The organism is Streptomyces sp. NPDC014656 (assembly GCF_043084305.1).
Lineage (GTDB): Bacteria > Actinomycetota > Actinomycetes > Streptomycetales > Streptomycetaceae > Streptomyces.
The window spans coordinates 1-24,622 of sequence record NZ_JBIBZN010000028.1 but is presented as its reverse complement, the minus strand read 5'-3'; the positions used below and the strand labels follow the sequence as shown (position 1 = coordinate 24,622).

At 71.7% G+C, this 24,622-nt stretch carries 18 protein-coding genes and 2 pseudogenes; 5 read left to right on the top strand and 15 right to left on the bottom strand.

Annotation, left to right across the window (positions count from 1 at the left end):
* The first annotated feature begins 164 nt into the window (after positions 1-164).
* The gene (locus tag ACF1ED_RS36320) at positions 165-449 is read left to right on the top strand and encodes a DUF6086 family protein (RefSeq protein ID WP_391767635.1); all 285 of its coding nucleotides are present in this window, start codon (positions 165-167) and stop codon (positions 447-449) included.
* Here the strand turns inward: ACF1ED_RS36320 and ACF1ED_RS36315 are convergent.
* The 15 genes and pseudogenes from ACF1ED_RS36315 to ACF1ED_RS36245 all read right to left on the bottom strand — a co-directional run.
* Positions 430-789: pseudogene (locus ACF1ED_RS36315) on the bottom strand (transposase family protein); the annotation flags it as partial. The gene ACF1ED_RS36320 and the pseudogene ACF1ED_RS36315 overlap by 20 nt on opposite strands.
* 543 nt (positions 790-1,332) lie before the next feature.
* Complete coding sequence (locus tag ACF1ED_RS36310; protein WP_391767634.1) at positions 1,333-1,788, bottom strand: carbohydrate ABC transporter permease; 456 nt, start codon at positions 1,786-1,788, stop codon at positions 1,333-1,335.
* Between the two features lie 273 nt (positions 1,789-2,061).
* Positions 2,062-2,778, bottom strand: a complete 717-nt coding sequence (locus ACF1ED_RS36305) for a nitroreductase family protein (RefSeq protein ID WP_391767633.1) — start codon at positions 2,776-2,778, stop codon at positions 2,062-2,064.
* Between the two features lie 288 nt (positions 2,779-3,066).
* Positions 3,067-4,398: a diaminopimelate decarboxylase gene (locus ACF1ED_RS36300; RefSeq protein ID WP_391767632.1), complete on the bottom strand. Its 1,332-nt coding sequence runs from the start codon at positions 4,396-4,398 to the stop codon at positions 3,067-3,069.
* Between the two features lie 150 nt (positions 4,399-4,548).
* On the bottom strand, positions 4,549-5,853 hold the full coding sequence (gene lysA / locus ACF1ED_RS36295; RefSeq protein ID WP_391767631.1) for a diaminopimelate decarboxylase: 1,305 nt from the start codon (positions 5,851-5,853) through the stop codon (positions 4,549-4,551).
* Between the two features lie 27 nt (positions 5,854-5,880).
* Complete coding sequence (locus tag ACF1ED_RS36290) at positions 5,881-7,224, bottom strand: M20/M25/M40 family metallo-hydrolase (RefSeq protein WP_391767630.1); 1,344 nt, start codon at positions 7,222-7,224, stop codon at positions 5,881-5,883.
* 48 nt (positions 7,225-7,272) lie between these two features.
* Positions 7,273-8,130 (bottom strand): M55 family metallopeptidase, encoded by an 858-nt coding sequence (locus ACF1ED_RS36285; RefSeq protein WP_391767629.1) that lies wholly within the window; start codon positions 8,128-8,130, stop codon positions 7,273-7,275.
* Positions 8,127-9,086 carry an LD-carboxypeptidase gene (locus ACF1ED_RS36280; protein WP_391767628.1) on the bottom strand — a complete coding sequence of 320 codons (960 nt, stop codon included), beginning with the start codon at positions 9,084-9,086 and terminating at the stop codon, positions 8,127-8,129. Before ACF1ED_RS36280 ends, ACF1ED_RS36285 begins: the two co-directional genes overlap by 4 nt.
* The gene (locus ACF1ED_RS36275; RefSeq protein WP_391767627.1) at positions 9,083-11,131 is read right to left on the bottom strand and encodes an alpha/beta hydrolase family protein; all 2,049 of its coding nucleotides are present in this window, start codon (positions 11,129-11,131) and stop codon (positions 9,083-9,085) included. The genes ACF1ED_RS36280 and ACF1ED_RS36275 overlap by 4 nt, the downstream gene beginning before the upstream one ends.
* Before the next feature lie 469 nt (positions 11,132-11,600).
* Positions 11,601-12,824, bottom strand: a complete 1,224-nt coding sequence (locus ACF1ED_RS36270) for a C39 family peptidase (protein ID WP_391767626.1) — start codon at positions 12,822-12,824, stop codon at positions 11,601-11,603.
* A gap of 804 nt (positions 12,825-13,628) precedes the next feature.
* Positions 13,629-14,639, bottom strand: a complete 1,011-nt coding sequence (locus ACF1ED_RS36265) for an ABC transporter ATP-binding protein (protein ID WP_391767625.1) — start codon at positions 14,637-14,639, stop codon at positions 13,629-13,631.
* A complete protein-coding gene (locus ACF1ED_RS36260; RefSeq protein WP_391767624.1) occupies positions 14,623-15,627 on the bottom strand; it encodes an ABC transporter ATP-binding protein in 1,005 nt (334 codons plus the stop codon). The genes ACF1ED_RS36265 and ACF1ED_RS36260 overlap by 17 nt, the downstream gene beginning before the upstream one ends.
* Before the next feature lie 6 nt (positions 15,628-15,633).
* Entirely contained in the window at positions 15,634-16,575 is a 942-nt protein-coding gene (locus ACF1ED_RS36255; RefSeq protein WP_391767623.1) for an ABC transporter permease, read from the bottom strand.
* Positions 16,568-17,494 carry an ABC transporter permease gene (locus tag ACF1ED_RS36250; RefSeq protein ID WP_391767622.1) on the bottom strand — a complete coding sequence of 309 codons (927 nt, stop codon included), beginning with the start codon at positions 17,492-17,494 and terminating at the stop codon, positions 16,568-16,570. Before ACF1ED_RS36250 ends, ACF1ED_RS36255 begins: the two co-directional genes overlap by 8 nt.
* Before the next feature lie 71 nt (positions 17,495-17,565).
* Complete coding sequence (locus tag ACF1ED_RS36245) at positions 17,566-19,182, bottom strand: ABC transporter substrate-binding protein (RefSeq protein ID WP_391767621.1); 1,617 nt, start codon at positions 19,180-19,182, stop codon at positions 17,566-17,568.
* Between the two features lie 495 nt (positions 19,183-19,677).
* On the opposite strand from ACF1ED_RS36245, the gene ACF1ED_RS36240 reads away from it, so the two are divergent.
* The 4 genes and pseudogenes from ACF1ED_RS36240 to ACF1ED_RS36225 all read left to right on the top strand — a co-directional run.
* Positions 19,678-21,267 carry a glycoside hydrolase family 10 protein gene (locus ACF1ED_RS36240; protein WP_391767620.1) on the top strand — a complete coding sequence of 530 codons (1,590 nt, stop codon included), beginning with the start codon at positions 19,678-19,680 and terminating at the stop codon, positions 21,265-21,267.
* Positions 21,268-21,407: 140 nt separating this feature from the next.
* Positions 21,408-22,943, top strand: a complete 1,536-nt coding sequence (locus ACF1ED_RS36235) for a PucR family transcriptional regulator (RefSeq protein WP_391767619.1) — start codon at positions 21,408-21,410, stop codon at positions 22,941-22,943.
* Positions 22,944-23,125: 182 nt separating this feature from the next.
* Entirely contained in the window at positions 23,126-24,121 is a 996-nt protein-coding gene (locus ACF1ED_RS36230) for a peptidoglycan-binding protein (RefSeq protein WP_391767618.1), read from the top strand.
* 88 nt (positions 24,122-24,209) lie between these two features.
* Positions 24,210-24,455: pseudogene (locus tag ACF1ED_RS36225) on the top strand (alanine racemase C-terminal domain-containing protein); the annotation flags it as partial.
* Positions 24,456-24,622 lie beyond the last annotated feature (167 nt).

Sequence of the window (24,622 nt, the reverse complement as noted above, 5' to 3'; positions counted from 1 at the left end):
CTGCCTTGCGGGAATGCAGTAGCGGCGGACGGCATATCCGGCCAGACCCAAAAACATGTGAGGGGTAATGAGCCGCCCATTTGAGATCGCACCGGGTTCGAAGCTGGTCTGGGGCCCGGGCATCGGAGTCGGGCGTACTCACGTTGCCTTCGCCGAGGGAGCCGGTGAGTCCCTGGGGGCCTACCGGCCTCACCTATGGCGACCGGCTCGGCGGAAGCGACGTCGACGTGAAGGTGTTCCAGCGGTTCACCCAGGCGCCGTACGACCGCTACACCCACGCCGACAGCTTCGCCCTCGACGGGCTGTTACGCGGACTGCGGCTGCCCTCGCTCGTGATGCCGGAGCGGGGCGGCGGCACGATCACCCGCGAGCCGGACGAGGAAGCAGGGCTGATGACCGGTGTCACCCCACCGAGTCCGCGGTCCCCTGTGCTGACAGGGCACGGTTGATCGTCCGTTGGGTCGTGGTGGGGTCCTGGCCGGGGAGCCGTCTGGTCGGTGTGGTCACCCAGGGGCCGGCGCCGGTGTAGGCGCGCTCGACGAGCGTCCCGTCGGGCAGGAGGTGATCCGGGGCCGTCTCGCGCTGAACTCGCAGGAGGCCCGGTGCCAGGCCGGACAGGTGCTGGATGATGGCCTTGGCGTTGGCGTGGGCGGTGTCGACGGATATGCCGGAGCCTACGGCGATCCGCGTCAGCGTGTCGTGTCGGCGCAGGTGGACCAGGCCGACGAGGGCGCGTCGGTGAGGCGGGAGCTTGCAGCGGCGGTCGCCCTCACGGGTGACGATGAGCATGGATGGCCACTCGACCAAGGGGTGCGGCAGGTCGAGTGCGGCAGAGGAGAAACCAACGAGGCTCCTGTGCTGATGAGTTGAGACGTCGAACACCTCCCTCGACGGCGCAGGAGCGTCGTGCGTTGCGGGACACCGGTCTGTCCCCGGTCAGTGGCCGCTCCGAAAGGGCTCACTGCACCATCCCCGATCAGGCCGACCAGACCCGCGACCGTCGAAAGCTGGGACCCCGCGGTGGCCGGCCACCGCGCTTCGACCCGGGCGACCACCACGAGCGTCACGCGGTGGAGTGCGGGATCAACCGCCTCAAGAGGCACCGTGCCGTCGGTACGTGCCACGACGAGCTCACCGTCCGCCACGAGGCGACCGTCCTCGTCGCTGCCCTCGACGAGTGGCTGTGAACCTGGGCCGTCACACGGTGGGATCCACGTTCCGCGTCGCCGGCAGATCGCTGCCGGAGAAGACGCGGACGAAGTCGTCGTCGCGCACGATCCAGTGGTCCGAGGTCCGCGCCGGTGAGGGGGTGGCCGGGGTCGTCAGGGTGGTTCACGATTTCACGGCTCCGGCGGCGAGGCCCGCGCGCCCGTGGCGCTGCAGGAGGAGGAAGGTCAGCACGATGGGCACGACGGAGACCAGGGCGCCCACGATGGTCAGGGTCTGGAGTTCGGGCAGGCGGCTCGTCTGCGTCTGCCGGGTGAACAGACCGAGGGTGACGGGGTGGAGGCGCTCGTCCTGGAGCGTGATCAGGGGCAGGAGGAAGTCGTTCCAGATGACGACGAACTGGAAGAGGAAGACGGTCACCAGGGCGGGCGCCATGAGGCGCAGCGCCATGGTCCGGAAGATGCGGAACTCGCCCGCGCCGTCCATGCGGGCGGCTTCCGTCACCTCGTCCGGGACGGACGCGGCGGCGAAGACGCGGGAGGGGTACACGCCGAACGGGCTGACGACGCTGGGCAGGAAAACCGCCCAGAAGGTGTTCGTGGCGTCGAGTTCGGCGAACATCAGGAACAGACGTACGCGGCGCGTTCAGCGGCCGCGAGATCTGCTCGGGCGACGCGTGGATCCACAGCACGCGCATCCCCGTCGACGAGAGCTACCACCCCAACGTCAAGGGCCAGCAGTACGGCTGCCTGCCCTCCTTCGACGCCCTCGCCTGACCGCACTCTTCCGGCGGCGGGCCGGGGCCCGCCGCCGGGAGGTCCGCGGTCCCGGGCTTCGGGCACCGTTCAGCGCACTCCGGGACTCTCGCGCAGGTGAACCGGCCCGCGGCGGGCCCTACCAGCGGTCGCGGTGCACGACCTCAGAGACCGGGCGGCGGCGCACCGGGCCGAAGTTCCCCATCGGCCAGCCCACGGGTATCGCGGCGAAGGTGCGCATGTCCTCGGGGATGCCGAGGGCCTGCTTCCACTCCTCCTCCAGCATCAGGTGCCAGATGGTGATGTTCGCGGCGAGGCCGAGGCCCCGGGCGGCGAGCAACAGGTTCTGGACGCCGGGATAGACGCACGATCCTTCCGCGAGAGCCATGAAGCGTTCCTGCGTGGCCATCATGCGCTGGGTCGCCGCCGGGCCGAGGGCCTGCGCGGAAGCGAGGTAGCCCTCCTCGGTCACGCGGGGTGCGGGAAACTGGTAGCAGGGGATGACCAGTACGGGGGTGTCGGCGAAGTGGTCACGCTGGTACTCGATCGCCGCGACCATCCGGCCGTAGGCCGCCTCGTCCATCCCCTCGGGGGCCAGCGCGCCCGTGGTGGCGAGATAGGCGTCCACGCACCGCTTCCACAAGGGGGCGAGACGGGCCATGACGTCCCGGTCGGTGACGACGACGTACTCGAAGCGCTGCATGTTGCCGCCGCTGGGCCCCCAGACCGCGGCCTGGACGAGCCGCTCGACGAGGTCCTCGGAGACCGGGTCGGGCTTGATGCGGCGCATGGCGCGCATCGTGGACATGATGTCGAAGAGACGGGGGTCGGATTCCGCACCGGTGAGATCGATCATGATCGCGGAGTGTAGATCCCGCCCGCGCGCAGGTCGAGGGGGCCCGCGCCTGACGAGGGCGTGCCCGCCCGCCTCCCGGTGGGCAGGGCGCCCGACCGCCGTGGCCGCCCGCTCTCGACTTCCGGCGCTCCGGCCGTCACGGTGGGCGCCGGGGGCGCGGCACGGACGAACGCCGACGAGCCGCTGGTCCAGGACCCGGCGCTCCGGGCCGGCACGGGCCCTGCTCCGTGCCGGTCCGCGTCGCCCGCGGCTCGCGGCGCTCCTCCCGGGTGGGGGCCGGACGTCGCGTCACGCGCGCCCGGGCGGGCCGAACCCCGTCAGGAGCGCCTCCGCGTGGGGCGAACCGCTCTCCTGCACCACCTCCTCCAGCGTCTGGGGCGTCCGCACCGGAGCGAGCAAGACCTCTCCCTCACCGTGGAGAAGGGCGTACACCCCGGGTCTCGGCAGGCTGTTGTACGCCCAGGGAGCGGAGAAGTAGTAGGCCCCGGTGTCGTGCAGCACCACCACGTCGCCCTCCGAGAGCTCCGGCAGGAGACGTTCGTGCGCCACCACGTCCCCGGCGAAGCAGAGGGGGCCCGCGACGTCCTGCGGGACCCGAGCGGTCGTCTTCGGCCGGCCGTCGGGCCCGTGGGCGGTGACCCTGACCGGCCACGCGTCCGGCATGAACACGGTACGGACGGCCACCTGCGCCCCGGCGTGGGTGAGCGCGATCCGCCGGCCACCCGACTCCTTGACGTATTCGACCAGCGCCGCGGTGAAGCCGTTCTTCGCGAGCAGCGACCGGCCGAATTCCGTGACCACCTGGTAGCCGCCGTCGAGCAGGGCGGGTTCGGCATCGGTGAGCACTCGGACGTAGTCCCGGAACGTCGGCGTGGTCGTGTCGTCGGAGAAGTTGACCGGCAGCCCTCCGCCCAGGTCCAGGCTGGTGACCTGACGTCTTCCCACGTGTGCGTTGATCTCCTCGGCGAGCCGGTGCAGCGCCGCGAGGCCCTGGGCGATCAAGGGCAGCGGACACCCCTGCGAGCCGACGTGGGCGTGCAGGCGGGTGAGCCAGGGGTGCTGCAGGAAGGCGTCGAGCACCCGGGCGCGGGCTCCGGGGTCGTCGAGGGCGACGCCGAACTTGGAGTGGGGCGTCGCCGTGCTCATCGCGGCGATGGTGCCGCCGCCGACCTGGGGGTTGACGCGGAGGCCGACGACGGACCGGGAGCCGGCGGGACGCAGGACGTCGATGCGGTCGAGTTCGGCGAGGTTGTCCGCGTTCAGCGCGATCCCCAGGTCGAGGGCTTCCCGGAGTTCGGCGCGGGTCTTGGCCGGGGAGTCCAGGACGATGCGTTCGGGCGCGAACCCGGCGGCGAGCGCCAGCCGGGTCTCTCCCGGACTCGCCGTCTCACAACCCATTCCGGCGTCCGCGAGCAGCCGCAGCACCGGGACGAGCGGGCACGCCTTGACCGCGAAGGCGTGCAGGACGTCCGGCACGTGGGCGAAGGCGTCGTGGAGCGCGGCGACGCTGTCGCGGACGCCCTGGACGTCGATGAAGCCGGCGACGGGGTGGTCCTGCCCCAGAACGCCGTCGGCGGTCGCCCGCCGCAGTACGGACACGACCTTCTCCTGGTGCGTCATGCCTTCCTTCCTTCCTCGCTCTGGGGGGTGGGACTCCCGGCCGCCTCAAGGGGGGCGCCGGGGATGTTGCCGGCGTACTCGGCCGGAGGGTCGCGACGGGTGATCCGGGGCGCCGGCGCGGTGGGCGTGCGGCTGCGGCCGGGCGACCGGTCACTCGACGTCCAGTCGCAGGACGTCGTCGATCGTCTCCCTCCGCACGAGGACCCGTGCCGTGCCGTCGCGGACGGCGACGACGGGCGGGCGGGGCTGGAAGTTGTAGTTGTTCGCCATCGAGCGGTGGTAGGCCCCGGACGCGGGGACGGCGAGGAGGTCGCCGACTGCGAGATCGGCGGGCAGGCGGGCGGAGTCCACGACGACGTCGCCGGATTCGCAGTGCCGGCCGCAGACGGTGACCGTCTCGTCCGTGTTCCTCGCGGTGGCCCGGCCCGCGAGAGCGGCCGTGTAGGAGGCGTCGTACAGGGCGGGCCGCATGTTGTCGCTCAGCCCTCCGTCGACGGACACCCATGTCCGCAGTCCGGGCTGGCGCTTGATCGTGCCCACGGTGTAGAGGGTGACCGTCGTGGGTCCCGCGATCGCCCGGCCGGGTTCCACCGCGAGTCTCGGCACCGGAATGCCGGCCCCGGCACAGGCTTTCCGCACCCGGTCGATGACGGCGGGCGCGAGGTCCCGCACGTCGAGGGGTTCGTCGTCGGGGAGGTAGGCGATGCCCAGGCCCCCTCCCAGGTCGAGTCGCCGCAGGATCGTCCCGTGCGTGCGCGCGGTGTCGGCCATCAGGCCGACGAGCCGGTCGGCGGCCTCCTCGAAGACGTCGGGACGCAGGATCTGGGAGCCGAGGTGGCTGTGCAGGCCCACGAGCTCCAGACCGGGGGCGCTCAGGACGTGGGACACGGCGCGGTGGGCGCTGCCGGTGGACAGCGAGAAGCCGAACTTCTGGTCGTCGGTGCCGGTGGTGATGTACGCGTGGGTGTGCGCCTCCACACCGGGCGTGACGCGGACGAGGACCTGCTGGCGCGCGTTCCGGCGGGTGGCGATGTCCGACAGGCGGGATATCTCGTCGTGGGAGTCGACGACGACGAGCGAGACGCCGTGGTCGACGGCCTCCGCCAGTTCGGTCGCCGACTTGTTGTTGCCGTGGAAGATCACGGAGGATCCCGGGACACCCGCGCGCCGCGCCGTGCGCAGCTCGCCCGCGGAGCACACGTCGATTCCCACGCCTTCCTCCTTCAGCCAGGTGGCGACCTGGTGGCAGAGGAACGCCTTGGCGGCGTAGAAGACGTCGTGGCCGGTGAAGGCCGCGCGCCAGGACCGGCAGCGGGCGCGGAAGTCGGCCTCGTCGAGGACGAAGGCCGGGGTGCCGAACCGCTCGGCGATGTCGCTCAGGAGCACGCCGCCGATCCTCAGACCGTCGGTACCGCTCGTGGTCGTGGCCGGCCACAGTTGCGGGGGAACGCGCATGGTGGTCTTCGCCCTTCGGGATGGAGTTCAGTAGGCGGTGAGGAACCGGTGGAGGACGCGGACGCCGAATTCGAGGCCGGACAGGGGGACGCGTTCGTCCACTCCGTGGAACATGCCGTAGTAGTGCAGGTGGGGGTCGAGCAGGAGGGGTGCGAAGCCGTAGGTGCTGATGCCGATCTTCGCGAAGGCCTTGGCGTCGGTTCCTCCTGACTGGATGAACGGCACGGGGTGGGCGTGGGGGTCCTGGCTGCGGATCGCTTCGGCCATCGCGCTGAAGGCAGGCCCTTCGTGATCGGCGGCGACGGCCTCTTCGCAGTTGATGAACTCGCGCGTCACCTTCGGGCCGAGGAGCCGGTCGACGGTCTCCACGAAGGCGTTCTGTTCGCCGGGCAGGAACCTGCCGTCCACCTCGGCGTGGGCGCGTGAGGGGATGACGTTGACCTTGTGGCCGGCTGTCAGCACCGTGGGGTTGAGGGTGTTGCGGACGGTGCAGTCGAACAGTTCGCCGAGGCCGCCGAGGCGGTTCGCCTCCTCCTCCAGCCGGTCGCGGTCGATCCGGATCCCGAGGGTCCGGTCGAGGGCGTCGAGCAGGGTGCGGACGGCAGGGGTGAGGCGGGTGGGCCAGCGGTGGGCGGTGAGCCGGGAGAGGGCGTGGATCAGCTCCGCGACGGCGTTGTCCTGCCCGGGGCCCGAGCCGTGTCCCGCGGTGCCGTGAGCGGTGAGCCGCATCCACGCGGTGCCGCGCTCTCCGACGGCGAGGGGGTACACGCGTGCGTCCGGTCCGGCGTGGGTGGTCCTTGTCGTGATCGAGAAGCCGCCGGACTCGCTGATCGCCTCCTCGACACCGGCGAAGTGGTCCCGGTGCGCGGTCGTGACGTGACGTGAGCCGTACTCGCCGGTCGACTCCTCGTCCGCGAGGAAGGCCAGGACCAGGTCCCGTCGCGGTTTCTGGCCCGTGCGTGCCCAGGCGCGTACCAGGGAGAGGGTCATGGCGAGGCTTCCCTTCATGTCGACCGCCCCTCTCCCCCACAGGCAGCCGTGGTGGAGGTCTCCGGAGAGGGGGTGCAGGGTCCAGTCGCGGGGCTCGGCGTGCACGGTGTCGAGGTGTCCGTGGACGAGGAGGGGAGGCAGGTCGCGGTCTTCGCCGTCGATCCGGGCCAGGACGCTGGTGCGGCGGTGTCGCGGTTCGGTCAGGGTGGCACGGACACCGGCCGATTCCAGGGCCTCGGCCACGTACTCCGCGGCCTGCCGCTCGCCGGGCCCCGATCCGTCTCCGGGGTTGGTGGTGTCGATGCGCAGGAGGTCCGAGCACAGTGCGGCGGCGTCGGTGGCGTAGCCGTCGTGCAGACCGGGTCGTCCGGTGGCTGTCACAAACTTCTCCACGAGGATCGGTCGGGCGGGGGCGGGAGGGGGCGGCGGTCAGTCGAAGTGGTCCTCCATCGCCGCGCCGGCGATGGAGGTGCACACCTTGAAGGTGCGGGCGGCGGTGGTCGCGTTCGGTGCGGTGAAGGCGACGCCCCGGGGACCGTTGGGTTCGACGGTGGGGACGGCGAGGACCGCGGCCGCCAGATGGGGTGCGTGGAAGTCGAGCTCGAAGCGGTGCGGTCGGCCGGGGACGCCGTGTTCTTCCGGGGTGTCCGCGTGGTCGCTCCGGGCACGGAGGGGGCGAACGGCCTCGGCCGCCTGCGCGCGCAGCAGCTCGGCGCTTCGGCCGGGGGGAAGGCAGATGGCGGCGTACCGGCTGACGCATTCCTTGACCGCCACGACGAGGGCCCCGGGCGCCCAGAGCCGGGCTGCCCGGCAGGTGAGGTCGTCTCCCGTCACCAGCACGACGGGGACCCCGTGCTCCTCGGCGATCAGTGCGTTCATGCGGCCTTCGTCGGCCGGCTCGCCGTCGACGCGGAACGCGGTCAGTCCGGTTCCGAGGTAGGTGTGGGACAGGACTCCCTGTTCTCCGGCGCCCGTGTGGTAGCCGAGGAAGACCACCGCGTCGGCCCGGTCGATCCCCGCCATCATGCCCAGCGGCTTGTGCCGGCCGGTGAGCAGGCGGGCGCGGGGATCCAGGTGCTCCAGGAGCAGGTTGCGCTGTGTGTAGTGGGCGTCGTTGACCAGTACTTCGGTCGCGCCGCCGGCCAGGAGGCCGTCGATGACGGCGTTGACGTCGCCGGTGAAGAGGGGACGCATCCGTTCCCAGGAGGCGGTTCCCGGTTCGACGTCGTCGGGACACGTGACGCCGGTGGCGCCTTCCATGTCCGCGGAGACGAGCACCCGCGTCATCCGGGGTTCCTTTCGCACGGGGGGAGGGTGAGGCGGGGCGGGTCCGTCCGGAGGACCGCGCGTGCTCCCAGGGGGATGGTGAGCTGACGCGGTCCGTGGCCGGCGGGCAGGCCCGCGGCGACCGGGACCCCGAGGTCCGACAGGCGGTCCCGCAGGACGGCCTCCACCCGGTCCGGAGGGCCGCAGTCGGTGAAGTCTCCGAGGACGACGCCGGCCGTCCGTCGCAGGACGTCGGCGCGTCTGAGCTGGGTCAGGGAGCGGTCCAGGCGGTAGGGGTCCTCGCCGACGTCCTCGAGCAGGAGGACGCGGCCTTCGGTGTCGGGCGCGGTGGCGGTTCCCAGTGAGGACGCCAGCACGGTGAGGTTCCCGCCGGTGAGGGTCCCCTCGGCGTGTCCGGGAACGAGGACGGGGCCGTCGAGGGCGAACGAGCGCGGAGGCGGTCCGAAGAGGGCTGCGTGGAGGCTTCCGGCAGTGACGTCGTCTTCGTGGACGGGCCTGCAGCCGGGCATCGGGCCGTGGAGGGTCACCAGGCGGAGGCTCTCCCCCAGTGCCTGGTGAAGGCAGGTGATGTCACTGGACCCGAGGAGGAACTTGGGGCCCGCGGCGGCGAGGCGCCGGTGGTCGAGCCGGTCTGCGATGCGCTGGCTCCCGTATCCGCCCCGCGCGCACACGACCGCCCGTACGGCGGGGTCGAGCCAGGCCTCGGTGAAGTCGTCGAGGCGTTCGTCGTCGGAGCCGGCCAGGTGGCCCTGGTGGGTGGCGTGGAGCCGCGGAGTGGTGCGTACCCGCAGGCCCCAGCCCTCCAGCAGGTTCCGGGCCGGGATCGTCTCGCGCTCGGTCACCGGTCCGGCGGGGGCGACGAGGGCGACGGTGTCGCCCCGTCGCAGGAACGGAGGGTGGGCGCGGTCCTGGTGCGAGGTCCTCCCCGCGGCGGGCGAAGCGCCGTCGGCCGTCATGGCCGTTCCGCAGGGGTCGGTGCCGCGTCCGTGGAACCGGCCGGGTCCGTCCGGGGGCCGGCGGCAGGGGTGAAGATCCGCTCGTAGAAGCGGATCTCGGCCTCCAGGGCCGCCCTGATCGTCTCGGCCCGCCGCCAGCCGTGCCGTTCCCCCGGGAACTCGATGTGTTCGCAGGCGATGCCCGCGGCACGGAGGGCCTCTGCCATGGCGGAGGACTGGGCGGGGTCGACGATGGTGTCGTCGAGGCCGTGGAGGAGCAGGGCGGGACCGCTGGCCCGGTCCGCCGCGAGGACCGGGGAGCGCTGTTCGTAGAGCGTGGCGCTCTGCGGCAGGGGGCCGATCAGGCCGTCCAGGTAGCGGGACTCGAAGTCGTGGGTGGTGGCCGCCCAGGTGAGCGGATCGGTGATGCCGTAGAAGGAGACCGCGCCGGCGAAGGCGTGCGTGTGGGTGAGGGCGGCGAGGGCGGTCCATCCCCCCGCGCTTCCTCCGCGGATCGCCAGCCGGCCGGGGTCGGCGAGTCCTTCGGACACCAGGGCCCGGGCGACGGTGACGCAGTCCTGGACGTCGACGAGTCCCCAGGCGCCGTTCAGGCGTTCCCGGTAGGCGCGGCCGTATCCGACCGATCCTCCGTAGTCGACCGTCGCGACGCCGATGCCGCGGCTGGTGAAGTAGGCGATCTCGAGGTCGTGCACCATCGGGTGGTCGCCGGTGGGACCGCCGTGCACGAAGACGACCCACGGCGGGCGCCGTCGGGCGGGTGCGGCGTGACGGGGATGAGCGGGCGGGTAGAGGTGGGCGTGCACCGGGTGACCGGTGCCCGAGGGGCCGTCACCCGTCGCCGTCGTGGCGTCGCGGGGGAAGGACCGGGCGGTGGGACGGGGCAGCCAGGCGGGGTCGACCGGCGGCGCCGCGCCGGAGGAGAGGATCCGCGTGTCGTGGCCGTGGGGGGTCCCGGGGGTGGGGAGGGCCGTGGTGAAGACGCTGTAGGGAAGGGTCGGTCCGGCCCCGGCGGCGGCCAGGCGGCTCGCGTCGGCGTCGACGCTCTGGACGAAATCGGTGAAGGGGAGGCCGAGGTCGGTGAGGACGGGCCGTTCGAGACCGGCCTCCGGGTCCACGAGGGAGACCCGTCGTCCGGCACCCGTTCCGTGGACGGCCACGGCCCGGCCGTCGGGAAGGGGGGCGAACCAGGTGGCGCCGGGCTTCCACAGGGCGCCGCCGAACTCTTCCTCGACGCCGGCGACGGCCTGGGCGGGGCCCTTGTGGGCGGGCACGACGTGCAGGGTCCACCAGCCGTCGGGGTCGGTGACCGCCCAGAGGCTTTCGTTGTCCTTCCACTCGGCCTGGACGACGGATTCCCGGGGGCCGCCCGCCCTCACGCGGTGGACGCCGGCGGTGCCGTCCTCCTTCAGGGGAGCGACGCACAGTTCGGTGCCGTCCCACGGCATGTTCGGATGGTCCCATCCGATCCAGGACACGTGCCGGCCGTCCGGGGACAGCCGGGGGCAGGTCACGAAGTGGTGCGTCGCGGAGATCGTCCGCTCGGCTCCGGTGCTGAGCGAGACGGACACGAGGGCGCGCTCGATGTCGCGCACCCCGCCGAGGCGCGTCTCGCGAACGGCCCACACCTCGTCGCGCGACGGCGGCACGTAGAGGTCGCCGTAGGTGACGTCCGGGCGCGCGGGGGTGAGGGGCCTGGGCGCGTCCTGGGCGTCGGGGCGGTGGAGGTAGACGCGCCGGTCGTGCCAGTGGGTGAAGACCAGGCCGGCACCGGTGGGGCGCCAGGAGCGGCCGCCGTACTCGTGGAGGCTGTTGCGGGCGTCGAAGCCCGGGGGGAGCGCGTCCTCGACGGTGCCGTCCGGTTTCGCGCGCACGACGCAGCGGCGGCCGGACTCGTGGGGGCGGGGTTCGTCCCACCACACTTCGTCGCCGACGAGCGAGACCCAGCCCGGCGTGCCGTCCTGGCGGGCGACGGCCGCAGCGCTGATGTCGGAGTCCCAGGCCCTGAATGGGGGGTGGGCGTCCTGGGGGGAGGAGGGGTGTTTCATCGGGGTCACCGCCTTGTGGCCATGCGAATGGCGTCCGTGGGGTCATGAGGGGAGGGGGCACGGCCGGGGGCGAAGCGCGGTGCGGCCGTGCTGCGGGGTGGGGAGCGGGAAGCGAGCCCGGTGCCGCACCGCCGGTTCGGCCGCGGCGGGGGGGCACGCCTGCGGGTCGGCGGGGTGCGGTCGCTTCGCGGCGCGGTACGTGTGTCCGGGGAGTGCTTCTCCGGCGCCGGCGGCCGGGGCGGGGGTGGGGCAGGGGTCTCAGGGCCGCGGGGCCGGGAGGGCCGGCTGCGGTCGCCGGATGTGCGCGTTCCCGTCCGGTGGACCGCACGGGTGCGGCGGAGCCGTTCTCATGCCGTACACGCTAGTGAGGCACCGCGGCTGCGGACGATCAACAAAAGGTCCCGTCCCGCGGGGCGGGGTACGACGTTTCGTCGTTGTCCCTGGAGGCGGGTCGGCTCTGCGTCCCGGCTTACCAGTTGGGGTCCAGGCCGGCCACGTTGGCCGGCAGGGGCAGTTCGCGGGGGTGGATGAGGTAGACCACTCCCCCGCCGCCCGAAGCCGACAGCCATACGCGCTCGAACTCGCCGCGCGGGTAGACCCGCCGCACCTCTTCGTCGGTGGCCGAGAGCGGGTCGTTGACCACCACGTCGCCGTCGGTCGTGAAACCGCAGACGATCTTGATGCTTCCGGCCGGTGAGTAGCCCGCGCCCGCGAGCTCGCCGATGCGGAAGCTCTGGGCCGTGGCGACCGGTATGCCCGCGCAGATGAAGCGTTCGAGTTCGCTCAGCGAGCGAAGCCGGGTGACCATCCCACCGAGGCCGTAACGGGCCGGATAGGCGGCGTTGAAGGCCCAGTTGCCGCACCCTTTGTAGGCGTAGTCGTAGACGGCGCGCGCGGTGAAGTCGACCTGCGGCGCGGTGTCGGCGGGATCGATCCACGCCGTCTCCGCGGCCTGGGGGCCGTGGCCGAAGTACTCGACGAGCATCGCGGTGCAGGCCGGGGCCGACCAGGCTTCCCCGCCGCCGTCCCACTGGGGGCTGTGCCCCGTGTGCAGTTCCTGGGAACGGCGGGGGACGTCGAGGACCTTGCCCCAGGCCCCGGCGGGTCCGCTGACCGTTTGGCGGTGATCGGGGGGTACGGACGAGGCGGCCAGGTGAAGGGTCCGGACGGCGGGGCCCTCGACGACGTCGCGGGTACGCGCGAGCCGGACCTCCAGTTCGTACGCCGAAACGGGCCTGCCGGCGGCGGCCACGAACACGTCGACGTCCGCCGTTCCGAACGGGCCGGCCTGACCGGGCACGGTGGTGCGGTGCACCACCGCGTCGTCCGCGGCCCAGTGCGCCATCACGTACCAGGGAGAGGTGTCTCCCGCGGCGTCACGGACGCGCAGCCGCACCATCAGCCGGGTGCCGGCCGGGGTGAGGGCCGTCCAGGAGGGGATGAGTTCCTCGGCGGGAAACGGCAGGTCCCGCCAGCCTGTGGAACAGGTCGCGTAGTCCCATTCCAGGGTGGCGTGACCGTGGTGGTCCACGAAGGTCTCGTCGGCCTCGGTGCTCTCCAGGCGCAAGGCCCCGTCGGCCCAGGCGGTGCCCCTGAAGACGGCATGGGTGAAGTCGGAGGCTTCCGACCAGCGGTGCAGGACCGCCCTCGGCATGAGGGGGTCGTCGCTCCGCCCGCTGTTCTCGCCTGTCACGGTCGTCCTGCCGCTCTCTTGTAGCTCCGGTACGGCCCCGCCTGACGCCGATGCCGGGACAGGGCCCACATGGTAGCGGCCCGGAGTTCCCCGCCAGGAGCCCCGGGCCGTCTCGGCCCGGCCCCGCGCCCAGCCGGGTACGCGGGGCGGCTCGGAGGCCGCCGCGAGAATCGCGTCGTCCGCTTTGACGGACATGATGCGGTGGCCGAACCGCGCCTGGTGGTGCCTGAGCCGGCCGCGGACCACGGCGCGGCCGGCGAGTTCGAAGGTCTTGGAGTGGTGGTGCTCGCCGATCGCCGTCCGGCCGACGCCGTGGGACCGGTCGGGACGCGGGGCGTACCGCAGCGGCGCAAGCGGCTGGACGGGGGTGCCGGAGGTCCTCCTCGAACCAGCCCTTCTGCCCGAGGCACCACGGTGCCGTCCAGTCGCCTCGGCGCTCCGCCACCACGCATTTCTGGTCTGTGCTCATCCTGGCGGCACGGTTGCAGACGGACCAGGTCCCGGGCGGGGGACGGATGCCCGCGTCGGTGACCGGGGGCGCGTCGTCACGGGGTCCGGTGCGCGAGGTGAGGGATGTGCGGCACCGCGAGCGGCACCGACCCGGGGACGCGGTGCCGCTCGTCGGCCACGCGGAAGAGGCCGGCACGGGTCCGCGCCCCCGCCGGGGGGGTTCCTCCGATCCGGCGGGTGGCTGCGCCCGGGCCGGAGCCCTGGCGAGCGCCCCGGTCCACGTGGCCGTCGCGACGGCCACCTGGATCGCTGCTTTTCTGCGCGGAATGCGGCCGCTTGTCACGCGTTCGCCCTTCATGTCGTCGTGCCGACGGGAAAGTGGCAGGCGGTCGGGTGGTCGGCTCCGTCGCGTGTGCGCAGTTCGGGTTCCGTCAGGCACTGCTCGCGGGCTCGGGGGCAGCGGGTTCGGAAGCGGCACCCGGACGGTGGTGAGGCCGGGGAGGGCAGATCGCCTTCCAGAAGGTGCGCGTCACCGGGTGTGCGCCGCCGAGGGTCCGGTACGGGGGCCGCGGCGAGGAGAGCACGCGTATAGGGGTGGCGGGGAGTCGTGTAGATCTGCTCGCGCGTACCGGTCTCCACGATCTTCCCCAGGTACATCACCGCGATCCTGTCGCAGAGGTGCTGAACGACCGCGAGGTCGTGCGAGATGAAAACGCAGGCGAGGCCGAGATCGCGGCGGAGGTCCTGGAGCAGGTTGAGGACCTGCGCCTGGACGGAGACGTCCAGGGCGGATACCGGTTCGTCGCACAGGAGGAGGCGCGGCCCCAGCGCCAGGGCCCGCGCTATGCCCAGGCGCTGGCGCTGTCCCCCGGAGAACTGGTGGGGGTAGCGGTCCCGGTGGGCGGGGTTCAGGCCGACGGTTTCGAAGAGCTCGGCCACGCGTCGGCCGCGGTCGGCCCGGGAGGCCGTCTCGGGGTGGATGACGAAGGGTTCCCCGACGATCTGGCCCGCCGTCATCCTCGGGTCGAGTGAGGTGTAGGGGTCCTGGAGGACCATCTGGACGCGCCGGCGAAGGGTGCGCAGTTCGCGTCCGGAGAGGGAGAAGAGGTCCTGGCCCTCGATCGTCACCGTGCCCGAGGTGGGCCGGTCCAGGGCCATCAGGAGGGAGGCGAGGGTGGACTTGCCGCATCCGGATTCGCCCACGATGCCGAGGGTTTCCCCGCGACGGACGGTCAGGTCGACGCCGTCGACCGCCCTGACCGCCCCGGTGCGGTGTTTCCGGAGCACGCCTTCGGTGATCGGGAAGTGACGGGTGAGCGCCGCGGCCCGCAGAAGGGGTGGTTCGGTGTCAGCCGACGGGAGCACGGTGGACCTCCTCGGCGAAGTGGCAGGCGCTGTGATGTCCTGGGGGCGAAAGCCTTCGGAAGGGCGGTGTTTCGCTGCTGCAGCGCGGTTCGGCGCGGGGGCACCGGGGGTGGAAGGCACACCCCGAGGGGATCGAGGACGGCAGGGGCGGAGCACCGGCGATGGACACGAGGGGCTTTCCCAGGCGGTCCAGGCGGGGCACCGAGTCGAGCAGGCCACGGGTGTAGGGGTGGCCGGGGCGGGCGTAGAGGTCGTCCGCCGATGCGGACTCCATGGTGCGGCCGGCGTACATGACGGTGATCCGGTCGGCGGCCTCGGCGACGACTCCGAGGTCGTGCGTGATCAGCAGCAGTCCCATGCGGGTCTCGCTCTGGAGCTGTCCGAGCAGGCGCATGATCTGGGCCTGGACGGTGACGTCGAGGGCCGTGGTGGGTTCGTCCGCGATGACGACCTCCGGGTCGAGCGCGATCGCCATCGCGATCATGACGCGCTGGCGCATGCCACCGGAGAACTGGTGCGGGTAGTCGTGGACCCTGCGTGCGGCGGCCGGGATGCGGACGCGGTCCATGAGCGCGACGGCGCGCGCGAGGGCCGCCTTGCGTCCCATCCCCCGGTGCACCCGGTACATCTCGGCCAGCTGGTCTCCTACCGACAGCACGGGGTTGAGCGCGGTGAGCGCGTCCTGGAAGATCATGGAGAGACGCGTTCCCCGCACCCCGCGGTGGCGTTCCGGTGACATGGCGAGCAGGTCGTCGCCGCGCAGCCGGACGGCACCGCGGGTGATGTGCGCGGGTGGTGTGTCGAGCAGTCCCATGACGGCCTGCGCCGCGACGGACTTGCCCGATCCGGACTCACCGAGCAGGGCCAGGGTCTCGCCTTCGCGCAGGGTGTAGGAGAGTCCGTTCACCGCCCGGATCGTGCCGCGTCGGGTGCGGAACTCGACGCAGAGGTCCTCGACCTCCAGGAGGGGAGGTTCGACAGGGGACATGGGCGCTCATTTCAGCCGGGGGTCGAAGGCGTCGCGTGCGGCATCACCGAGGAGGATGAAGCTCAGGACGGTCGCGGACAGGAAGAGGGCGGGGAAGAACAGCAGGTGGGGGTGGTCGAGGACGAAGGCCTGGGCGGCGTTCAGCTGGAGTCCCCAGGAGACCTCGGGGTACTGGAGTCCGACCCCCAGGAAGTCGAGTGTCGCTTCGCCCGAGATCACCGCCCCGACGTTCAGCATGGCGACCACGATGACGGGAGTGATCGCGTTGGGGAGTATGTGGCGCACCATGAGGCGGGCCGGGCGTGCTCCCAGCATGCGGGCGGCGCGCACGTAGTCGGCGTCGGCCAGGGCGATGACCTGGGAGCGCATGATGCGCGTCATGGTCGTCCAGCCCAGCACCGTCAGGACCAGGATCATGGCGCCGAGTCCGTGGTCGGGGAAGGCGACCAGGATGACGGTGGCGCCGAGCACGAAGGGCAGACCGAAGAAGACGTCGGTCACCCGGGAGACGAGGGCGTCCAGCCAGCCTCCGTAGAAGCCGCACAGCAGTCCGAGCACGACGGCGATCAGGAGGGAGGCCGCGGTGACCGCGAGGCCGGCGATCAGCGAGGGACGGGTGCCCCGGATGACCTGGGCCAGGTAGTCGCAGCCCTGCAGGTCGAATCCGAAGGGGTGGTCCGCGGAGGGGCCCAGCTTGGAGTCGGCCAGGTCGCAGTGGTCCCCCGCGTCGGTGAGCAGCGAGGTGAGGACACCGGGTGCCAGAGCCATCGCCGTCATCAGCAGGAGGGTGACGAGAGCCGCCCACACGGTGGGCCGTGCCCGCAGTTCGAGCCATGCGTCCCTGCTGAGGGACGCCCGCTCCCGGGACGGCGGGCGCGCCGTGTCGGGCGGCGCGGGGTGCTCGGCGGCTTCGTCCGCGGCCTCCGGGGCCCTGGCGGTGTCAGTCATGGCGGATCCTCGGGTCGAGCAGCCCGTAGAGCAGGTCCACGAGCAGGTTCGCGAGCAGGAAGACGAGGACGAGAGCCGTCGTGGTGCCCACCACGACGGGGCCTTCGCGGAGCTGGATGGACTGGAAGAGCTGCTGGCCGACGCCCGGAAGGTTGAAGATGTACTCGGTGACGATCGCACCGGCCATGAGTCCCCCCAGCTCCAGGCCGAGGAAGGTGACGACGGGGATCAGCGAGTTGCGCAGGGTGTGCCTGACCACCACGCGGCGTCGGCTCAGTCCTTTGGAGTGGGCGGTGCGGACGTAGTCGGCCCGCAGGTTCTCGATGAGGGAACTGCGTGTGAGCCTGGCGACGTAGGCGAGACCGAAGGAGGCCAGGACGAGTCCGGGCAGCAGGTAGGCCAGGGGCCATCCCCCTTCGGTGCCGGCCACCGGCAGCCAGCCGAGCTGTACGCCGAAGACCAGCTGGGCCAGGTATCCGACGACGAAGACCGGTACGGAGATGACCAGGGTGGTCCCGAAGAGCACGGCGCTGTCGTCCCACTTGCCTTTCCGCAGGCCCGCCCAGACCCCGAGGGCCATGCCGAGGACCACTTCCAGCACCCAGGCGGTGAGGCCGAGTTGCAGGGTGACGACCCACCGGTCGGCCAGCAGGTCCGATACGTGGCGGCCGGTGAAGGTGGTTCCGAGGTCACCGGTGAGCAGGCCGGTGAGGTAGTGGGCGTACTGGATCCACAGGGGGTCGTCGAGGTGGTAGCGGGCGTGCAGCTCGGCGAGGACGGCCGGCGGTACGGGTTTGTCGCCGGCGAGCCCCTGGATGGGGTCGCCCGGCAGGACGAAGACGAGCGTGTAGATGAGGAAGGTGGTGCCGAGGAGTACGGGCAGGGCGTGCAGCAGGCGGCGGGCGACGAATCTCCACACGACGGACGGCCCCCAGGGGTAGGTCTGCGCGAAGCACGGAAGGGGTGCTCCGCGGAGGGTCGGTTGTGGTGTCAGTCGTTGACGGTGACGCGGTCCAGGTGGAGGCCGGCGGCGTAGGGGTCGATGACGACGTTGCCGATCCTGTCGCTCCACGCGGACTGGTCCTGCCAGTTCCAGAGCGGTATGTACGGCAGTTCGCGCAGGGCGATGTCCTCCGCCTGCTGGTAGGCCGAGATGGCTTCGGCGCCCTGCAGGGCGTTGCCCTTGGCCACCAGGGCGTCGAACTCCTTGTCGCTCCAGCCGGATCGGTTGCCGGGGTAGTAGAGGCCGTCGAGGTAGTTCTGGATGCTGGGGTAGTCGATGACCCAGTTCTGCCGGAAGGGGCCCTTGTTCTTGCCGTCGTTGAGCAGGGAGGACAGGTCGGCGGGGGCCATCTTGCGGAACTTCACGTCCTGGATCCCGAGGTTGTCCTTGAGCTGGTTGGCGACCGAGGTCATCCACTGCTCGTAGGTGGTGTCGGCGTTGGAGAAGTAGAGCTCCAGCGAACCGTCGAAGCCGCCGGCGGCTTCGAGGAGCTGCTTGGCGGCCGCCGGGTCGTAGGCACAGGTCCGGCCGCAGGCGTCGGGGCGGTGTCCGGGGATCATGTCGCCGACGAGGGAGGTGGCGGGCTTGTAGACGCCGTTGTAGATGGCCTGGGTGATGCCCTTGCGGTCGATGGCCATGGAGATGGCCTTGCGGAGCCGGGGGTCGGCGAAGCGCGGGTCCTTCACGGGCAGGCCGAGGTAGTCCATGGTCCCGCTGGGGCGGATGGAGAACCGCTCACCGAAGAGGCGCTTGGCCTGCGGGGAGTTGGCGGCGGGGACGGTCGTCAGGACGTCGACGTTGCCCGCCTGGAGTTCGGTGAAGGCGGTCTCCCGGCTCGTGTAGATCTTGAATTCGACGTGGTCGGCCATGGGCTTGCGGGAACCGCGGTAGCCGGAGAACTTCTTCAGCCGGATCTTCTGGTTGCGTTCCCACGCGCCGTCGAGCTGGTAGGGGCCGTTGCCGATCGGCGCGGTGTCGGAAGCGTCCGGGTTCGCCGTGGCGGCCTTGGACAGGGGGGCGAAGGCGGGGAAGGACAGCAGCATGGGGAACTGGCCGAAGGGCGCCTTCAAGGTGACCTGGAGGGTCGTCTCGTCGAGCACCTTCAGGCCGGACAGGGTTCGCGTGGTGGGCTCGGCGCCCTCTTCCGAGGGGTTGAGGGCGTCGTATCCCTCGATCTGGGCGAAGTAGTAGTTGGCGTCCCAGGCGTTGGGCCCGTAGGCGGCGGCGTTCCACGCGTCCGCGAAGCTGGCCGCCGTCACCTTCTCGCCGTTGTGGAAGGTGGTTCCGGACCTGAACTTGACGGTCCACACGATGTTGTCGTCGCTGGACCAGGAGACGGCAGCCAGGGGCTTCACGCTGCCGTCCTTCGGGTCGAGGGCGGCGGGCGGGTCGAACAGGCCCTGCAGGACCTGGAGGGAGTAGCTGCTGGTGGTGCGGCCCGGCAGGAGGTGGTCGGGTTCCGTCAGCGCCACCGAGTAGGAACCGCCGGGTTTGCCGGGCGAGTTCTTCGGGGCGGCCGGCCCGGTGGAGCTGCATGCGGTCAGGGACGTGACGACGGCGAGAGCGACGGCGGCCGCGCGGGCCGCGGGTCGGATGGGAATCATGGAGCGCGGTACTCATTTCGGGAGGGCGGTCCGACGGGTTCCGGTGAACGGCACCCGGACGGGCGGCTCTTGGAGGCTGGCTGGGGCGACACGGTAGGGATCCGGCCGACGAGGAGACGACCGACGGAATGTCCAGGCTCCGCGCGGGGCGATGGACATCCGGTCGTTGCCGCCCCGGGGAGAGGAGGGCGAGCATGGCCGTGACGCCCCGGCCGTCACGAAGCCGTCCGCCCGCCACGGGCGCTGGACGACCACGGGAGATCTCACGAACGCGCCGGCCGGAGAGACGGCCTCCCTCCGCCGCGTCGGCCCGACCCCCACCGCAACTTCGAAACAGAAGATACATATCGCGACAACGGAGATCCAGAGTTACGCACATTACTCACCCGGGGGATCGGCAGGTCCTCCCCTGACCGTCGCATTCGTCCCCCGCACCACTGTCGACGGCAACAGCGCGTTCCCCGCCCCTTCGACCACCCACCCGCGGAGGCAGCCATGACACCCGGACACACCACTGCTGGTTCCTCGCCCTTCCCGGACCTTTCCCGCCGCACGGCCCTCGCCGCACTCGCGGCGGCCGGCTGCACCGCGGCGCTCGCATCGCCGTCGGCCCACGCCGCGGCACCTCCCGCACACCCCGTCGAACGGCAGATGCGAGGGCTGTGGATCGCGTCCGTGGTCAACATCGACTGGCCGAGCCGCACGGGCCTGGACCAGGCCGCGCAACGCGCGGAGTTCGCGCGGCTGGCGGACGAGGCTCTCGCGTGGGGCTTCAACGCCCTGTTCGTCCAGATCCGGCCGACAGCCGACGCCTTCTGGCCCTCGCCCCTCGAACCCTGGTCCCAGTGGCTCACCGGTACGCAGGGACAGGACCCCGGTTACGACCCGCTGGACTTCATGGTCGACACGGCACACCGGCGTGGTCTCGCGTTCCACGCCTGGTTCAACCCGTACCGGGTCTCCATGCAGGCGGACCCGGCCGCCCTGGTTCCTGATCACCCGGCACGCGTCCATCCGGAGTGGACGGTCTCCTACGGCGGCAAGCTCTACTACGACCCCGGCGTTCCGGCCGCACGGCGCTTCTGCCAGGAGGCCATGCTCGACGCCGTACGGCGGTACGACATCGACGGCGTGCACTTCGACGACTACTTCTACCCCTATCCGGTGGCGGGTTCCGACTTCCCCGACGACGGGACGTTCGAGACGTACGGAGCGGGTCACACGGACAAGGCCGCCTGGCGCCGTAACAACGTGGACCTCATGGTCAGGGAGATGCGGGACGCGGTACGTGCCGTGCGCCCGGACGCGTTGTTCGGAATCAGCCCCTTCGGAGTCTGGCGCAACGCGAGCACGGACCCCCGCGGTTCGCGGACCTCCGCTTTCCAGTCGTACGACGGGCTGCACGCGGACACCCGGGGATGGGTCGAGCGGGGGTGGCTCGACTACATCGCACCGCAGGTGTACTGGCACATCGGGCTGCCGGTGGCCGACTACGGCGTCCTCGCGCCGTGGTGGGCCGAGGCGGTCCGGGGAACGGACACGGAACTGTGGATCGGACAGGCGGTCTACAAGTCGGGGGCGGCGGGACAGCCCGCTCCGTGGCAGGACGGAAAGGAGCTGTCGCGTCACCTGGCCCTCAACGCGACGCTCCCCGAGATCGGCGGGGACCTCTTCTTCAGCGCCAAAGACGTGCGCGCGGACCGCGTGGGGGACTTCGCCGCCATGCGGCTCGCGCACTGGGGGCAGAACGTCCTCGGCCCCCTGCCCGCCCGGCTCGACGGAGGGCCGCTTCCGCGACCACCGCACGTCGAGGTCCAGCGGGACGCCCACACCGGCGCGGCCGTCCTGCGCATCACCGCCGGGGGTCCCCCCAGCGATGACGTGCCGTTCCGTTACGCGATCCACCGCTTTCACGGCCGTCCCGGCCGGAACTTCGCAGAGGGAGGCGCCTCTCTCGTCGCGGTGATTCCCGGCGGCCGGCAGGCCGTCCACCACGACCCCGACGCGCCAGGAGCCTGCTGGTACGCGGTGTCCGCGGTCGACCGTGTCCAGCGCCAGGGCAGGCCGTCCCGACCCGTTCGCTGACCGGCCGTGCCTTCGGCGGCCGGCTCCCGGCGGGGGCCGGCCGCCGAGCTCTCCCCCTCGCCGCCACGGCTTCGCCACCGCGGGCCGCGGTCCTGGACGAACGGTCGACAGGCGAAGTCACTTGATGGACCATGCGTCCCATGCCTCTCACCGTTCGTGATCTGCTGGCCATCCCTTCTCTTCGCCTGCGCCTCGTAGCAGGCGGTTCGGGTCTCGGTCGAGTGGTCGAGGCGGCGCACGCGACAGAGAACACGCGGCCCGCGGCCTGGCTCGAAGGCGCTGAAGTCATCATGACCAACGGGCTGTTGCTCTCCGTCGACGAGGCAGGCTGCGCGGCGTACGTGAAGGAGCTCAGCGGCGGCAAGGCCGCCGCCCTCATCCTGGGAGTGGGTCCGGGCCTGCCCCTGCAGACCGTCCCGGAGACTCTGAGCGGTCATGCCGAGCAAGCCGGAATTCCCCTGCTCACCGCTCCGTCGAACGTCTCCTTCGCCTCCATCACCAAAGCGGTGTTCGTGGCCCGGGCCTCCGAGGAACGGCGCCTGCTGGAAAGGACCCTTCGCACACAGCGCCGGCTGTCCTCGGCGGCCGCCTCCGGAGACGGATTGGCGGGGCTGTTGACCTCCTGGTTCAAAGCGGTCAACTCGGGTGTGGCCGTGTGTGATTCCTCGGGCCGCCTCCTCGGCTCGGCAGGGACCGACGGACAGGAGTTGTTGACGCACGCCGCCGCGGTGATCGAGACCGTCGCCCTGCACGGCCTGCGAGGAAGCGGCGGCGCGGACCTGTCGTGCGGAAGCCTCGTGGTCCAGCCTCTCGGAACGACCCGCCTGCGCGGCTTCCTCGTCCTGCTCGACGCCGACTCGTCCGAAGCCCGATTGCTGGTCAGCGTCCTCGTGTCGCTCCTCTCCGTCGAGCTGGAACGCCGCCACCTCGCCGACGAACCCCAGCGCCGTCGGCGCGCGACCCTGCTCGCCAGGCTCTTCCACCCCGACATCACGGCAGACCAGGCGAGAACCCTGCTGAGATCAGCCGATGTCGCCTCGTCGTCCGTCCGTGCGCTGACCGTGCGGGCGGCCGGCGAGCCGGTGGAACTCGCGGCGGATCTCGCCCTGGCGGTACCCGGAGGACTCGCCCGCGTGACCGGCGAAACGGTCGAGATGATCGTTCCGGAGAACGTGGACACCACAGCGGTGCTCAGGCGGTTCGCACCGGGGCTCCCGGCGGGCATAGGCCCGGCGGTCGCTCCGCAGCATGCGGCGCTCTCGCTCCGGCAGGCCATCGCCCTGCTGTCCTCCAGCACCGAGCTGGGACGGCCCGTGAGCGCTTCGGAGGCCGGTTCGGTCAGGCTCCTGCTCAGCCTGGGCAGTCCCGCGACCCTGGCGGCCTTCGCCGACACCGTACTGGCCCCGCTCGACGCCGCGGACCCGGGAGGGGAGCTCACCGAGACCCTTCGCGTCTGGCTCGAGACGAACGGCTCCTGGGCGGAGACGTCGTCGCTGCTGGGCCTTCACCGTCATACGGTCCAGAACCGCATCGAGAAGGTGGCCAGGCTCACGGGAAGACAGCAGGACCGGGCGGAAGACCGGGTCGACCTCTGGCTGGCGCTGACGGCACGAGCGGTCGGAGGACCCCTCACCCACCAGCAGAAGTACCGGAACACCGTTCCCTCAAAGGGCTAAACGGTCCAAGCAGCCGGTGGACGGATCGACATGACGTCCATTCCGGGCCGGTGCGCCTGTTCCTACCGTACGCCTGACGGTCAGGCCCCACAGCGAACGGTCGCCGAGGTCCCTCCCCTCGGAAAGCGCCGGTCCACCGAGGCCACCACGGCCGGCAGCCCCAGGAACGGAGAGGACCGTCCATGCCCCCTGGCTTCGTCATGACCCATGAGACGCGCTCGCGTACCGGCGACCTACGCACGCCGATCACGGCTCTCGTCGCAGCACTTCTCCTGGGGCTGCTCACGGCGGTGCCCGCCCACGCGGTCCTGCCGGCCTGGCCGGTGCTCCAGAAGGGCGCGGCCGGGAACGACGTCGCCAGTCTGCAGTTCCTCCTTCGCCACCACGGCGGAAGCCTCACGGCGAACGCGGAGTTCGACTCGCAGACGCGCAGCGCCGTGATCACGTTCCAGCAGAACCAGGCCCTGGCCGCGGACGGCATCGTCGGACCCGCGACCTGGAGCAGACTCGTGACCGGCGTCGCTCCCGGCTCCACGCAGACCCATGCCGTCCGGGCCCTGCAGTTCCAGCTCCGCAAGCACGGATACGGCAACGTCACCGCCGACGGCGTCTTCGGCGAGCAGACGACCGCGGCGGTGAACGACTACAAGGCGCAGCACCAGCTGACAGGGGGGTCCACCGTGGGGGCCACCACCTGGCAGCACCTGCTCGGTTCACCTCCCGGATCCGGCCCCCGGGGCACGTACGCCTTCGTCGTCCCTCGCGAGGACGTCTTCGACGGCCGCGAGAGCCTCCTGTGGGCCCATCACGACTACCCGGCCAGCGACATCGCCGTCGAGACCGGGACACCCGCCTACGCGATAACCGCCGGCACCGCACGCCTCAACGGCGGCCTCGCCGACTCCTGCGGTCTGGGCGTCGCGATCGACGGCGACGACGGCGTCCGCTACCAGTACTGCCACCTCGACAGCCGCAGTGTGGGCGACGGAGCCCGCGTGGCGCCGGGCCAGTTGATCGCACGGACCGGGAACACCGGCAACTCCACGGGTCCGCACCTCCACTTCGGCGTCTTCCGTCAGGGCGACTCCGTCTGCCCCCAGCGGATGCTGCTCGCCCTCTACGACGGCCTCGTCCCTCCCTCTCCGTGGACCCTCCCGGACTCAGGCTGCACCTACTGACGGGGCCCCCGGGAACCGGCGATGACCGAGACACCGCCGCCCGACCCAGCCCGCGCCGAGATCGGCCTCGGGGCGCCGCCAGCCCGCCGACCGGCCCGCGCCCGGCACCGAGGCCGTCCTCCTCGGCTCCGGCGAGCACGGCGAGCCGACGGCCCGGGACCGGGCGGAGGCCGCCGACACCGTCGCGTACGAGACCGTCACCCGGATCGGCGCACGTGCCGCGCGTGCACGTCGAGGCGGGAACGAACGCCTCACACCGTCGCCTCGGCGCCTGAGTCCTCACAGGACTTCCGAGCACGCCGGTCCCCTTGTCCGCCCTCCGTGCCCGGCATGAGCACGGAGGGACCGCTCCATCCCACCGTCACGCAGGAGAACCCCCATGAGAATCCGCTCCGTCCTCACCGCGGTCGCCCTCGTCCTCGGCGCCCTCTTCGCCCCCGGCTTCGGCGCCCTCACCGCCGCCGGCGACGCCCACGCGGTCACCAAGATCAGCCACTCCAC